Below are 14,008 nucleotides of genomic sequence, written 5' to 3'. Positions count from 1 at the left end.
CCCCAGGGGCCGGTTGAGGGCCCGCGGGGTGCCACCGGCCGGTGGTCACACGGATTCCGGGCGGTCCAGGTCGGCCGGATCGGGCTGACCGCGGAAGCGATGCCACAAGCGTCGGCCGGCCAGCATCACGAGAACGGCTGCGGCGGTGATCGTGATCGCGAACAGCAACTTGCCGTACGCGTTCGAGTGCACTGACAACCGGACCGGATCGCCCAGCGGCAGACCGTCGGGGGTGCGCAACGTGACGTCCACGGCAACCCGCTGGGTGAACTGCACCTCGATCGGAACCCGCAGCGGCAGGTACCCGGGAGGCAGCTCCTGCACACCGATGTCGGTGACTTTCATGCCGGGCGGTGCCTCGATCTGCACGCGGACATTGATCGGCACCGGAAGGTCATTGCGCAAGACCAGGGGAAGCGGGCTGTGCTCGGTCGCCAGCGTGTACGACCCGCCCGGATTGACGATCGTCACCCCGCGAAACATGTCGTCGATCGTGGCGTCGACGGCCGTCATCTGTTGCTGCGCGAACTCGTCGCGGTTGTTGGGCCCGACGGCCTGGCTCAGCGCACGCAGCATGTCCTCGCGCAGCGGCGCGGTGTACTGCGGGCCGGTCAGTCCGGTTCTCGGGTCGGTGGACAGAGCGGCGGTCAGCCCCCACAAACGGCCGACCTGGCGCGACATGTTGGCAGTGATCTGGTCGCCGATTCGTCCGCGGCCGCCGGCGTCGTCTTCTGCGCCCGGTGAATTCGCAGAGGCGCTCTCCTGCGCTTCGCCCACAGTGGCAGGCAGCGACCGCGGCACCGCGACACCGCTCCGGATCGTGGCCGCCAGCGTGCCCAGGACCGTATGCGCGTCGGCCGATGTCAGGTCCCAGTACAGCGGAGGCATGACGACTTGCGAACGGGGCGCCGCGTCGGGATTGAGCGCCAGCCACATGAGTGCGCCGATGGCGTCCTGTCTGCGCGCGGTCGGCGAGTCGCGCTGGTAGGCGACGACGAGCGAATGGCCGAGATACGACGGCGTCGACGGGTAGTTGCCCGTGGCCGCGAGTGCGGCGCTGACCGTCGGATCGAACGGCGCCGCCACCAGCTGCTGGGACACCCTGCGCGGGACAAGGGCGGCGGGCCGCAGCTGGCCGTCGATTTCGTCCTGCGCCGTGCAGTCTGCCGCGGTGATCGCCACCGTGGGTGTGCCCTGCGCGGTCAGCAGGGCCGCGGCGGCGGGCGTCAGCCTCTCGTCGCCGATCAGGGCTATCCCGCGCTGCGATTGAACACGCAGGATCTGGTCGACGACATCCGCGGCGCCAGCGGTCGCGATGGTCGCCAACCCCTTGTCGCCCACTCGGCGCACAGCGTCGAGGCTTGCCTGCGCATACGGCGTCGGCGTCACGCATGTCCGGCCGGCCAGCGCCCGGAGCCGGTCGAGCCATCCGGACGCGGCGTCTTGCCCGGCGCCGGGGTGAGTGGGCGAGTTGCGGTCGGTGGGACGGTCGGCGACCACATAGCCGCCGGTCATTGCGTTGACCGTCACCAACAGGTCGGGATCGACCGCCAGGCACAGGGCCTCGTTGACGCGGGCCCCGGGGTCGTTTGCCGGATCGGTCGCGGACTCCGCCGCCGACAACAGGGTGTCCAGCCGTCCGCCCGCTGCCAGCGATGTCGCCAGGTCGTCGTCAGTGAGGCGGACGGGAGTGACGCCGCCGGGGGAGCCAGGGGCCAGCCGCGGACGGTCAGCCAATGGCCACAGCATCGTCACCATGACGGGGGCGGAGGTGTCGGGAGCGACGTCCCCGGCTGCCTGAGGGTTGGTCGGCGGTTCAGGCGGCACGCCGAGGACGGGCAGCAGGAAGCGGGCGTCGTCGAGCCGCGCTGGTTCGCCGAAGTCCGGTGTGCCATTGGCGTTGACCAGAAGCGGGTAGATGCCTGGCCGCGTGATGCGAAGCGAGGGTCCTGATGAGGCGCGGACTGGGTAGGACAGCCTGAATCCGGCGGCCTGTCCCCGTTGCAGCTCGGGCACCACATTGATGAAGTCGCCCACCGCCTCGTACTGATCGGTGGTTCCGTTGAGGTTCGTCCGCAACCCGATCGACGACGTCACCGGGCCGGCGCCTTCGAGCCGGACGACGATGTCGCGGACCGTGCGGTCGCCGACGTTGGTGACCGTCCCGTCGACCGTCACCGTCGGTTCGGCGGTGTTGGTGACTGTCTCCGGGGTGACCCGGTCGATGCGCACCTCGAGAAAGCGGGTGTCCGCCGGCTCGCCCGCGGCCGCGCGCGGCGCCGTGGCGGCCGCCGCGGGGGCCAAGGCCAGCAGCATGACGCCAAGCAGCCGCGACGCGGTGACCAGCATGAATCGCAGTACTGTCCTGAGGTTCTGCTCGTCGACCGCGCGGTTATGGCCGGCCGTGACCATGCGCCCGCCCCGAGCCGGACTCGCCATGTGGACGCCGCCGAGTTGTCGAGTGGGTTTGGCGACGGCGCCACGGCGTGCTGTGCGGAAGCGGCGGCAGTGCTCCCGGTCCGTGCGTGTGCAGCGTTTGGATCAGTTCGTCGGCGACCTCGGCGAGCCGCCGTTCGTCGGCATAGGCAAGGCGCGAGGACAGCTCCTCCAGCGGCACCCAGGCCACCTCGCTGACCTCGAGGTCGTGATCAGAGAGCTCGCCCCCGAGAAAGCGCAGCAGATAGTGATGCACGGTCTTGTGCACGCGCCTGCCCTCGGTGACGAACCAATAGTCGATCGACCCGAGCGACGCGAGCACGTCGCCGCGGATCCCGGTTTCCTCGGCCACCTCACGGATCGCTGTCTGTTCGGCGGTCTCGCCGAGCTCGATGTGGCCCTTCGGCAACGACCACAGCATCCGCCCGCGGCGGTCAACCCGCCCGATCAGCGCCGCTACCTGACTGCCCTGCGGTCCGTCGAGCCCGTCGACGACGAGCCCGCCCGCCGAGGTCTCGTGAACGGTGCGCAGCCGCTCCGGAGAGCGGTGCCCGGTGCGGGGCTGACTGCGCGAGGCCGAATCCTGTTTGGACGACTGATCGGCGGAGTCGGCGGCAGCAGCGACGCGCTTGCCCCGGCGCCGGCCTCGGCGCCGTCGTGGCCTCGCCTGTTCGCCTTCCGACACCCAAGCGATAGTAGCTGGCATGACTTTTCGTCCCGCCCCCACGCGCCGGTCGGCGGACATCTTAGCGCGAGCATTAGGGTAATCGAACGTGCCCGAAACCGCGTCGAACGCCGAGCTGCTCGCCGGCGCCGTGGTTGCGCTGAACCGGCACGCGGATACTCTGCAGGCCCTCGGCGCGGCGTTCGCCGACGCCGGCCACGCGCTGTATCTGGTGGGCGGCAGCGTCCGCGACGCGGTCCTCGGCCGGTTGAGCGGCGACCTGGACTTCGCCACCGACGCGCGCCCAACCGACATCCAGCGAATCCTCAGCTCGTGGGCTGATGCGTTGTGGGACACCGGCATTCAGTTCGGCACCGTCGCTGCCGCCCGCGGCGGGATCAGAGTCGAGATCACCACCTACCGCTCCGACAGCTACGACCAGGTGTCGCGAAACCCGCAGGTGCAGTTCGGCACCAGCATCGAGGGGGACCTCGTGCGCCGCGATTTCACGGTGAACGCGATGGCGGTGCGTATCGGCGCGGACGGGCCGGGCGAGTTCGTCGACCCGCTCGATGGCTTGGCCGCCGTGCGTCACCGGGTACTGGACACCCCCGCCGGCCCGGAGGTGTCCTTCGGCGACGACCCCCTGCGGATGCTTCGTGCGGCGAGGTTCGTCAGCCAGCTCGGGTTCTCGCTGGCGCCGCGGGTGCGCGCCGCGATCGTCGAGATGGCTGCGCAGCTGGACCGGATCTCCGTCGAGCGCATCGCGGCCGAACTCGACAAACTCATGCTCGGCGACGACCCGGTGGCCGGAATCGAAGTGGTGGTCGACACCGGCATGGGCGACGTGGTCCTGCCGGAGATAGGCGCCATGCGACTGGCGATCGACGAGCACCACCAGCACAAGGACGTCTACCGGCACTCGCTGACCGTGCTGCGGCAGGCGATCGGTCTCGAGGAGGGGCAGCGGGATCTGGTGCTGCGCTGGGCGGCACTGCTTCACGACATCGGAAAACCAGCGACCCGCAAACATGAACCCGACGGTGGTGTGAGCTTTCACCATCACGAGGTGGTGGGGGCGAAGATGACCCGCAAGCGCATGCGAGCGCTGAAGTACTCCAAGCAGATGACCGACGACGTGTCGCAGCTGGTGTATCTGCACCTGCGATTTCACGGCTACGGCGACGGCGCATGGACGGACTCGGCGGTGCGCCGTTACGTGACGGATGCCGGGCCGCTGCTGCCGCGGTTGCACAAGCTGGTCAGGGCCGATTGCACCACCCGCAACCGGCGCAGGGCGGCGCGGCTGCAGGCCAACTACGACGACCTCGAACGGCGCATCGACGAGCTGGCCGCCAAGGAGGACCTGGCGAAGGTGCGGCCCGATCTCGACGGCAACGCGATCATGGAACTGCTGGGCATTCCCGCGGGTCCGGAGGTCGGGGAGGCGTGGCGGTACTTGAAGGAGCTGCGGCTCGAACGCGGCCCGCTGAGCCGCGACGACGCCGAGGCCGAGCTGCTCGCGTGGTGGAACTCCCGGACGTGACCGGCCGTCAAATGGGGGTATGGAGTACTGCTTCGGCCCAGGCGACGGGTCGGCGACGATGTGGATCGGCACGCCGGACGTGGACCTCGACGGCGACGGCACGCTCGACGCCGTGCGCTTGGATTTCGACGGCGACGGCCGCCTCGACGACGCGATCGGCGATTTCGACGGCGACGGGGTGGCCGACCACGCGGCGCTGGACCTCGATGACGACGGCGTCGCCGAGAGCTACTTCACCGACGACGGATCCGGCACCTGGGCGGTGACTGTCGACCGGACGGGGCAACTGCGCTGGTTCGGCATCGACGGGGTGGAGCACACGTCAGCGCCGCTCGTGGACTTCGACGCCGATGGGCAGGCCGACGACCGGCTGCTCGACAGTGACGGCAACGGGCTCGCGGACCGAGCGCTGTGCGACTCGGAGTCCGGCGCTGTCGGCTACGTCGACGTCGACGGGGACGGCAGGTGGGACATCAAGCTCGTCGACACGAACGGCGACGGAGCCGCGGACACCGCCAGCGACCTCTAGTTCCGGCCGGCTCCCGGTGGCCCCGCGAAAGCCTGCGCGAGCGTCAACCAGCGGTTGGCGTCGTCCCCGACGGCCACGATGTCGAGCGACGAGAGCGGGCGACGCTGCGTCACCATATAGCAGAAGTCCTCGGCCGGTCCGGTGATCCGCTGCGCGGCGTCCGGTGGGCCCCATTCCCAGACGGCGCCGTCGGGTGCATCCAGCTCGACGCGGAAAGGCTCTGCGGGCGGCGGCAATTCGTGGACTGCGAAGGCGTAGTCACGCGTGCGCACACCGAGGTGCGCGATTGAGCGCAACCGGGCGGTCGGCGTCCGGACCACGCCGAGAGCATCGGCCACGTCCAGCCCGTGCGCCCAGGTTTCCATCAGCCGGGCGGTAGCCATCGAGGCCGGGCTCATCGGCGGCCCGAACCACATCAGCTTGCGGTCAGACGGCACGGCCAGCAGAGCACTGTGCAATTCGCGGCGGGTTGTGCGCCAATCGCGCAGCAGCTCCGCCGGCGCGCGGCCGGCCTCGTGCTCGGCAACGGCGTCCACGAAGCCCTGCGGGTCGGCCGCGGCTGCCGTGAGCTGACGGCCGAACGCGGCCTCGTCGGTGATGGACAAGAGCGCGACCCGGTCCGTCCACAACAGGTGACCGATCTGATGGGCGATGGTCCAGCTGGCGGCGGGTGTTGGTGCGCCCCAGCCGGTTTCGTCGAGCGGGCCGACGAGCCCGTCGAGTTCGTCACTCTCCGCCCGTAAGTCATCGACAATGGGGCCGGCATCAGCCATGCGGGCAACCCTAGCCTTTGTGCCCCGGCGGCCCGCGTCGGCCGACCAGTGTGTGCACCGGCAGGCCGATCAGGTACACCGCGGCGCCGACGAGCGCGAGCGCCGGCGAGTGCCCGTCGGGTGGGATCACCGCGGCGGCCAGCGTGAGTGATCCGACGAACGACACCCAGAACAGCGAATCCTGCACCGCGAACACGTGGCCGCGCAACGCGTCGTCGACGTCGAGTTGCATGGCGTTGTCCGCGCACAGCTTGATGAGCTGCCCGCACGCGCTGAGGAAGAAACCACACACCAGCATGACGGGCACGAACAGCAGGGCGCCGACCGCTTGGATCACGGCCGCGGCTGCCAGCGCCACGTTGGCGGCGGCGAACCGGCCGAACCGGCGCACGATAAACGGGGCGAGCAACGTAGCCCCGAACGATCCAAGGGAAGTGAACAGGACGAAGAGAGCGGCGACCGCCAAGGCGGCGCCCTCTGTCCTCGTGTGATGCACGATCACCAGCACCAGCATCGTGTTGATACCGAACGCCACGCGATGAGCGGCCAAGCCGGTGAGCGTTGCGGTCACGCTGGGCGTGTTGATCACTGTGCGCAAGCCGTGTACCCACCCCGTCGCCACCGCGTAGTACGCCGAGCCGTGGACAGCACGGGCGGTGTCGTCGGGTCCGAGGCTGCGAGGCACGAACCGCAGTGCCAGCATCATCGAGACGAACACGGGAGCAAGGACAATGAAAAGTGTTGCGGCAGCCCCGGTATCGTTCGCGCCGAATAGCGAGCGAGAGGCGAAGACAAAGGTGGCACCAAAGAAGATCGCGACGGCGCCCACAGCGACGGCGACGGCGTTCATCGTCACCACCTTCTCTTGGGGCACCACATGGGGTAGCGCGGCCGACAAGCCCGACGCGATGAACCGACTGGCGCCGTTGACAATCAACGACCCGGCCAGCACCCACCAGGAGTTGGCGCTGACGGCCAACAGCACGGCGACACCGGTGATCAGCACAAGCCGCACGCCGCTTGCGGCAACCAGAACAGTGCGTCTGTCCCAGCGGTCCAGCGCCGCGCCGGCGAACGGACCGAGCAGCGAGTAGGGCAGGAACAGCACCGCAAACGCCGCGGCGATCTTCCACGGGTCGGTTTCGCGTTCGGGATTGAACAGAAGGGCGCCCGCCAGCCCGGCCGCGAACAGCCCGTCGCCGAACTGTCCGAACAACCGCACGCCGAGCAACCGCCCGAACTCGGGCATGCTGCGTACGGAGCGATACACGGCCCTCGGGGCGCGCATGTTAACCACCGAGGTCACGTCCTGCCGATCTGTCGCCGAGTATGCGGTGCCGGTCCACCCTACAAATACCCACGAGAACCCACGATGAAATCTCCGCGACGCCGTTCGCCCCAATTGCCCTGTGCTGGTGACATGATGGTCAGATGGCGCACTCGGAAGACCCGGAGGAATACGCTCCTCCCGCGCACCGAGTGCGGTCCGGGACCCTGTTGCTGGCTAATACAGATCTTCTCGAACCGACCTTCCGGCGCAGCGTGATCTACATCGTCGAGCACAACGACGGCGGCACCCTCGGGGTGGTGCTCAACCGGCCCAGCGAAACCGCCGTCTACAACGTGCTTCCGCAATGGGCCAAGCTCACGGCCAAGCCCAAGACGATGTTCATCGGCGGACCCGTGAAGCGCGACGCCGCGCTGTGCCTGGCGACGCTGCGGGCCGGCATGACAAGCGAAGGGGTGCCGGGTCTGCGTCACGTGCAGGGCCGGGTCGTGATGGTCGACCTCGATGCGGAGCCCGACGGGATCGCTCCGCTCGTCGAAGGGGTGCGAATTTTCGCGGGCTACTCGGGGTGGACGATCGGTCAGCTGGAGGGCGAGATCGAACGCGACGATTGGATCGTCTTGTCCGCGTTGCCTTCTGATGTGTTGTCGGAATCGCGCGCTGACCTGTGGGCGCGGGTGCTGCGGCGCCAGCCGACGCCGATGTCCCTGCTGGCGACACACCCGATCGACATCAGCCGGAACTAATAGAGGTAGACGTTCCGCGCGACAGCCGGCTGGCGATCCATGCGCAGACAAGCAGCTGGATCAGATGAAAGAGCATCAGCGGCAACACAATCAGGCCCACCGATGCTGTTGCGAACAACACCAGCGCCATCGGGAGGCCAGATGCCAGGCTCTTCTTCGACCCGCAGAACAACAGCACAATCGCGTCGCCGCGATCGAGCCGGAAGACGCGGCCCATCACCGTGGTGAGAACGAGGACCACCGCCAGCAGCGCCGTGCAGACCGCGGCCACCGCGGCGATCCGCCATCCCGTGACCACGCTCCAGACGTGTTCGGCCATCCCGACCGAGAAGGCCGTGTACACCACCAACAGGATCGAGCCGCGATCAACAACCCGGGTCAGCACAGCGTGCCGGTGCACCCACGCCGCGAGCCAGGGCCGCAGCAACTGGCCCGCCACGAACGGCGCCAACAGCTGCAACACGATGTCCAGCGCTGCCGACCCGTCGACCCGCAGACCGCCGGTGGTGCTCATCAGCGTGACCACCAGCAGCGGGCTGAGGACCACGCCGAGCATGTTCGACAAAGACGCGCTGACGATCGCGGCCGATACGTTGCCGTGAGCGATCGACGTGAATGCGATCGAGGACTGCACCGTCGACGGCAACAGACACAGGAACAGCACCCCTGTATAGAGGTCCGGTGTCAGCACGGTTGGCACGAGCAGGCGGGCGGCGATCCCGAGAAGCGGAAACACCACGAACGTGACGGACAACACCATCAGATGCAGCCGCCAGTGCCGCAGCCCGTGCCATGCCTCGGCCGGGGACAGCCGCACGCCGTAGAGCAGAAACAGAAGGGCGATGGCGAACTTCGTGACCATCGAGACGACGTCGGCGGCCGCGCCCCGCGCGGGCACGAGCGCGGCAAATCCGACCGTCGCCAGCAGAAGCAGGATGAACGTGTCGATCTGAAGGCGCAGTCGGCCTAGCGGCACGACAGGGTGCAGCTCGCGCAGGTAGCGCCGTTAGAGCGTTCGCACGCGGGAGCGTCGGTGCCGAGCAGCGCATGCGTGTGACGCGCTCCTTGCCACAACCCGGCGGCCACAGTGCCCACCGCTCCCACGACGCACAGGGCCAGCAAGCCGGCCGCGGGCTGACCCGACAGCGCGACCGCGCCACCAGCGGCGAGCATCACCGCAGAAGCCAGCTGCGTGGGCGCCACCGCACGCAGCACCTGTCGGCTTCCTCCGGCCGCGGCAGGCCGCGTCAGCGCGCGCACACCCAATGCGGCGATCACCGTCGCCACGCACAAGAAGAGCACTCCGGCGATGAGCATGGGGTCACAATACGAGGGCCACGCGTGCCGCGCCGGACGGCCTATGCCTTCAGGATGCGGGCCTCGGTCCTGGGGCCGGAGTGCTCACCCTGAAGCCGTTGATGATCGCGTCGGTGGCATCGGCGGCGACGGGCGCTGCCTGGCTGGTCCCTTGCGTGGTGACCGACAGCGAGACGAGGTACTTGCCGTTCGCGGTGGTCGCGATGACATGGCGGCGACACGTGTTGAGCGTCATGTCGTTCTGGCGGTAGGTGCCCTCGATCGCCGCCGAGGAAAGGCCGTAGAAGTCGGCGAGCGACGCATCGGTGGTCTGCCATGCCGGCAACGACTGGCTGTCGATGAAGCCGTGAGTGACGGCTTCCTTGGGGTCGAAGTCGCCGACCAGTTTGTAGACCACGACCTGCGCGTTGGGCGTGTACAGATCGGGGCTGCTCCGGTTGGCGATCACCGCGAAGGCGTCGGGCACGTTCGGGTTGGGCACCTGTGCCCAGCCCGCAGGCAACGGCAGCGTGATGCTTAAAGCCGAAAAGCCAACGGAGTGTTGTGGTTCCAGCTGGACGCGCTTCCCGGCGAAGTAATCGCGAAGTGTGCCAGAGGTGGCGGGGACCGGCGCAGGCGCGGGGGCCGGTGCGGCACCGGGCGCAGGCACAGTCGGCGCGGTCGCTCCGAGCGCGGCGGGCGCGACGACCGGAGCAGGAGCCATGGGGATGGCTTGCGCCGCCGGGACCGGCGTCGGCATGGGCGGAGGCAACGGTTCGGCGACCGCGACGGGGCAGGTCACGCAGATGACTACGGCAACGGTGGCTGCGCAGGCACTCGTCAGCGCCAGCCGAGCCCTGGCGGAATCGACCATCGCGGCACTCCTCCCTCCGCGCGCGTGCACCGGACCAACAGGATGCAGACGTTAACAACTGTCACTCTGGTACTACTAGTCGCGCGAGGGTTCCGGTATCGAGCCCTGACCGGTCCGCGACGGAACCGAGACCTGGCACGGACATGACTAACCTGTTGACGTGACCGACGCCCCGACAACCGGAAGTGCCGCTGAGCGCGTGACCGAAGAACAATCCGCCAGGGTGGGTGATGTGCCGAAGTTTCGCTACACCGCGGAACTGGCTGGCAAGCTCGAGCGCGCATGGCAGCAACGGTGGGCCGAAGCGGGTGCTTTCAATGTGCCCAACCCGGTGGGTTCGCTCGCGCCGGCCGACGGCGCGGCGGTTCCCGACGACAAGATGTTCGTCCTTGACATGTTTCCCTACCCCTCGGGCGAGGGCCTGCACGTCGGTCATCCGCTGGGCTACATCGCCACCGACGTCTACGGGCGCTACTACCGGATGACCGGCCGCAACGTGTTGCATGCGTTCGGCTTTGATGCTTTCGGGCTACCTGCGGAGCAATACGCCATCCAAACCGGCACGCATCCACGCACGCGCACAGAGGCCAACATCGTCAACTACCGGCGCCAGCTGGGCAGGCTCGGGTTGGGGCACGACACGCGCCGCAGCTTCTCGACCACCGACCCCGAATTCTACAAATGGACGCAGTGGATCTTCCTGCAGATCTACAACGCCTGGTATGACGCCGACGCCGCGATGGCTCGGCCCATCGCCCAACTGGCAGCCGAATTCGATTCGGGCACACGGCTTCTGGCAGATGGCAGAAGCTGGCAGGACCTGTCGGTGGGTGAGCGCGCCGACATCGTCGACTCGCACCGCCTGGTGTACAGAGCAGACTCGGTGGTCAACTGGTGTCCCGGCCTCGGTACGGTGCTGGCCAATGAAGAGGTCACCGCCGACGGACGCAGCGACCGCGGTAACTTTCCCGTGTTCCGGAAACGCCTGCGGCAGTGGATGATGCGAATTACCGCATACTCCGACCGGCTGCTGGACGATCTCGACCTGCTGGACTGGCCGGCGAAGGTCAAAACCATGCAGCGCAACTGGATCGGCAGGTCCACCGGTGCCGCGGCGCTGTTTGCAGCAGCGGCGAACGACGGCGAGACGGTGAATATCGAGGTATTCACCACGCGTCAGGACACGATGTTCGGCGCAACGTACATGGTGCTGGCGCCCGAACACGAACTCGTCGACCGCCTGATCGCCGACGCGTGGCCCCACGGCACCGACTCCCGGTGGACGTACGGGGTGTCATCGCCTGCGGATGCGGTTCGCCTGTACCGGAACGCGATCGCGGCGAAGTCGGATCTGGAACGTCAGGAGAACAAGACCAAGACGGGCGTGTTCCTGGGCACGTATGCCACCAATCCGGCCAACGGCGAACAGATCCCGGTCTTCATCGCCGACTATGTCCTTGCCGGCTACGGCACGGGGGCCATCATGGCCGTTCCCGGCCATGACCAGCGAGACTGGCAGTTCGCCACGGAATTCGGGTTGCCGATCGTGGAAGTCATTGCTGGCGGCGATGTTTCGAACGAGCCGTATCTCGGTGACGGTCCCGCGGTCAACTCCGGCTACCTCGACGGGCTAAGCGTCGACGCCGCCAAGGAGACGATCACGCGGCGGCTGGAGGCCGACGGTCGCGGCGCGGCCCGGGTCGAATTCAAGCTTCGGGACTGGCTGTTCGCGCGCCAAAGATATTGGGGTGAACCATTTCCGATCGTCTACGACGAGGATGGCAGAGCGTATCCACTGCCGGAATCGCAGCTGCCGGTGGTGCTGCCGGACATCCCCGACTACGCACCAGTCGTGTTCGATCCCGACGACGCCGACAGTGAGCCGTCGCCGCCGCTGGCCAAAGCAACCGACTGGGTGCACGTCGAACTTGATCTCGGTGACGGCCCGAGGCCCTATATGCGGGACACCAACGTGATGCCGCAGTGGGCCGCAAGCTCGTGGTACGAACTGCGCTATGTGGATCCGTGTAACTCAAAAGAGTTTTGCGCCAAGGAGAACGAGGCGTACTGGATGGGGCCAAGGCCGTCTGAGCACCACCCCGATGATCCGGGCGGGGTGGACCTCTACGTCGGTGGCGTCGAGCACGCGGTGCTGCACCTGCTGTACGCGAGGTTCTGGCACAAAGTGCTCTACGACCTGGGTCATGTCAGTTCCCGCGAACCGTACCGCCGACTGATCAACCAGGGCTACATCCAGGGTTTCGCGTACACCGACGCGCGGGGCGTTTACGTACCGGCCGCCGAGGTCACCGAACGAGACGGGCGGTTCTACTTCGAGAGTCCGCAGGGCGAGATCGAGGTGGACCAGGAGTTCGGGAAGATCGGCAAGAGCCTGAAGAACGTTGTGTCGCCCGACGAGATCTGCGACGAATACGGCGCGGACACACTGCGCGTGTACGAGATGTCGATGGGCCCGCTGGAGGCATCACGACCGTGGGCCCCCAAGGACGTCGTCGGCGCCTACCGATTCCTGCAGCGCGCCTGGCGGCTGGTGGTCGACGAGCAGACCGGCGAGGCGCTGGCCACTGAGGACGCGCTTGACGACGTCACGCTGCGCATCATGAACCGCACAATCGCGGGGGTGATCGACGACTACGTGAGCCTGCGCAACAACACGGCAGTGGCCAAGCTCATCGAGTACACGAATCACCTTACCAAGCAGTCGATTACGGCACGGGCTGCTGTCGAGCCGCTGGTCTTGATGCTCGCCCCGGTCGCACCGCACATGGCCGAGGAGATGTGGAACCGCCTGGGCCATGACCGCTCGCTGGCGCACGGCCCCTTCCCGCAGCCCGATCCGCAGTACCTCGTCGACGACACCGTCGAGTACCCGGTGCAAGTGAATGGCAAAGTGCGCAGCCATATTTCGGTAGCCGCCGACGCAAGTGCCGAGACCTTGGAGGCCGCCGCGCTGGCCGACGAGAAGGTGGCGGCGTTCCTGTCGGGCGCCACGCCGAAAAAGGTGATCGTGGTCCCGGGTCGGCTGGTGAATCTCGTCGTCTGACGCGCGTCAGCGCTGTCTTCTGCTCTTCGCGCAAGCGCTCATCGCTGTCGGAGCACGATCTGGTGCACGTGTCCGTCGGCCGGCGTGCCCACGATGTCGACGATCGCGCGCGCGACTGTGTCCGGTTTCAAATAGTGCGCCGCGTCGTATTTCCCGCCTTCGTACTCGACCAGCTTGCGCTGCATGGCAGTGTCGATCCGGCCCGCATGCACGGAGGTGACGCGCAACTTCGGCTCTTCGATTCGCAGCGAGTCGGCGTAGGCGCGCAATGCGAACTTGCTCGCCGAGTACGACGCCATCCCAGGCAGCACGTTGAGCCCCGCGCCGGAATTGATGAAAATCACTTGGCCTTTCGCGCGTCGCAGCGCTGGAAGCAACGCCTGCGTCACTGCGACCGGCCCAAGCACGTTGACCTCGAGAGTGGTTCGCCAGTCCTCGATTCGTGAGTCGGCGAGGTCATCCGGGTAGGCGACGCCGGCGTTGTGCACCAACACGTCGAGCGCCTCGACGGGGACGGGACTCTTGGAGCCGACGTCGCTGAGGTCCAGCGGCACCTCGGTGGCGGAAAGGCGCGAGACCATCTCGTCGAGGCGTTTCGACGGACGGCCCGCCAGCAGGAGTTCATGTGTCCCAGACAGCGCGGTGGCGATCGCGGAACCGAGGCCGCCGGTGGCTCCGGTGATCAGTGCAACGGGTTTCTCCGGCATGAAAGCCACCCTATCGGGAGGGGGCTGTTGCTCTTCGCGCAAGCGGCTCATCGCATTTGTTGCTCTTCGCGCAAGCGGCTCATCG

General features: G+C 67.6%; 12 protein-coding genes. 4 read left to right on the top strand and 8 right to left on the bottom strand.

The genetic code is table 11. The features are described 5' to 3' along the window. Nucleotides 1–45: 45 nt before the first annotated feature. Nucleotides 46–2,349, bottom strand: a complete 2,304-nt coding sequence (locus tag QOH60_RS20445) for a DUF6049 family protein (protein WP_526423727.1) — start codon at nucleotides 2,347–2,349, stop codon at nucleotides 46–48. Between the two features lie 43 nt (nucleotides 2,350–2,392). Further along, nucleotides 2,393–3,121, bottom strand: coding sequence for an NUDIX hydrolase (locus tag QOH60_RS20440; RefSeq protein ID WP_526423694.1), 729 nt, complete (start codon nucleotides 3,119–3,121; stop codon nucleotides 2,393–2,395). Between the two features lie 88 nt (nucleotides 3,122–3,209). On the opposite strand from QOH60_RS20440, the gene QOH60_RS20435 reads away from it, so the two are divergent. Both QOH60_RS20435 and QOH60_RS20430 read left to right on the top strand, forming a co-directional pair. After that, nucleotides 3,210–4,646, top strand: a complete 1,437-nt coding sequence (locus QOH60_RS20435) for a CCA tRNA nucleotidyltransferase (protein WP_526423693.1) — start codon at nucleotides 3,210–3,212, stop codon at nucleotides 4,644–4,646. A gap of 19 nt (nucleotides 4,647–4,665) precedes the next feature. Then, nucleotides 4,666–5,175 (top strand): pullulanase, encoded by a 510-nt coding sequence (locus QOH60_RS20430; protein ID WP_526423692.1) that lies wholly within the window; start codon nucleotides 4,666–4,668, stop codon nucleotides 5,173–5,175. Here the strand turns inward: QOH60_RS20430 and QOH60_RS20425 are convergent. Together QOH60_RS20425 and QOH60_RS20420 are read right to left on the bottom strand one after the other, a co-directional pair. Further along, complete coding sequence (locus tag QOH60_RS20425; RefSeq protein ID WP_526423691.1) at nucleotides 5,172–5,948, bottom strand: TIGR03084 family metal-binding protein; 777 nt, start codon at nucleotides 5,946–5,948, stop codon at nucleotides 5,172–5,174. The genes QOH60_RS20430 and QOH60_RS20425 overlap by 4 nt on opposite strands. 10 nt (nucleotides 5,949–5,958) lie before the next feature. Further along, nucleotides 5,959–7,236 carry an MFS transporter gene (locus QOH60_RS20420; protein ID WP_526423690.1) on the bottom strand — a complete coding sequence of 426 codons (1,278 nt, stop codon included), beginning with the start codon at nucleotides 7,234–7,236 and terminating at the stop codon, nucleotides 5,959–5,961. Between the two features lie 143 nt (nucleotides 7,237–7,379). On the opposite strand from QOH60_RS20420, the gene QOH60_RS20415 reads away from it, so the two are divergent. Continuing rightward, a complete protein-coding gene (locus QOH60_RS20415; protein ID WP_526423689.1) occupies nucleotides 7,380–7,982 on the top strand; it encodes a YqgE/AlgH family protein in 603 nt (200 codons plus the stop codon). Here QOH60_RS20415 and QOH60_RS20410 read toward each other — a convergent pair. From QOH60_RS20410 to QOH60_RS20400, 3 genes are read right to left on the bottom strand one after another with little or no spacing between them, the layout of a single operon-like run. After that, on the bottom strand, nucleotides 7,969–8,958 hold the full coding sequence (locus QOH60_RS20410; protein WP_526423688.1) for a bile acid:sodium symporter family protein: 990 nt from the start codon (nucleotides 8,956–8,958) through the stop codon (nucleotides 7,969–7,971). The two genes, QOH60_RS20415 and QOH60_RS20410, sit on opposite strands and share 14 nt — an antisense overlap. Beyond that, nucleotides 8,949–9,299 (bottom strand): hypothetical protein, encoded by a 351-nt coding sequence (locus tag QOH60_RS20405; protein WP_526423687.1) that lies wholly within the window; start codon nucleotides 9,297–9,299, stop codon nucleotides 8,949–8,951. Before QOH60_RS20405 ends, QOH60_RS20410 begins: the two co-directional genes overlap by 10 nt. 49 nt (nucleotides 9,300–9,348) lie before the next feature. Further along, entirely contained in the window at nucleotides 9,349–10,152 is an 804-nt protein-coding gene (locus QOH60_RS20400; RefSeq protein WP_526423686.1) for an LpqN/LpqT family lipoprotein, read from the bottom strand. A 160-nt stretch (nucleotides 10,153–10,312) separates the two neighbouring features. On the opposite strand from QOH60_RS20400, the gene leuS reads away from it, so the two are divergent. Further along, on the top strand, nucleotides 10,313–13,216 hold the full coding sequence (gene leuS, locus QOH60_RS20395; protein WP_526423685.1) for a leucine--tRNA ligase: 2,904 nt from the start codon (nucleotides 10,313–10,315) through the stop codon (nucleotides 13,214–13,216). Nucleotides 13,217–13,254: 38 nt separating this feature from the next. Here the strand turns inward: leuS and QOH60_RS20390 are convergent, their stop codons facing one another. Next, nucleotides 13,255–13,923: an SDR family oxidoreductase gene (locus QOH60_RS20390; protein ID WP_526423684.1), complete on the bottom strand. Its 669-nt coding sequence runs from the start codon at nucleotides 13,921–13,923 to the stop codon at nucleotides 13,255–13,257. Between the last annotated feature and the right edge of the window lie 85 nt (nucleotides 13,924–14,008).

Origin of the sequence: Mycobacterium sp. (genome assembly GCF_032159765.1) — a bacterium.
In the GTDB taxonomy this organism is placed as follows: domain Bacteria; phylum Actinomycetota; class Actinomycetes; order Mycobacteriales; family Mycobacteriaceae; genus Mycobacterium.
This window is presented reverse-complemented; position numbering and strand designations above follow the sequence as displayed.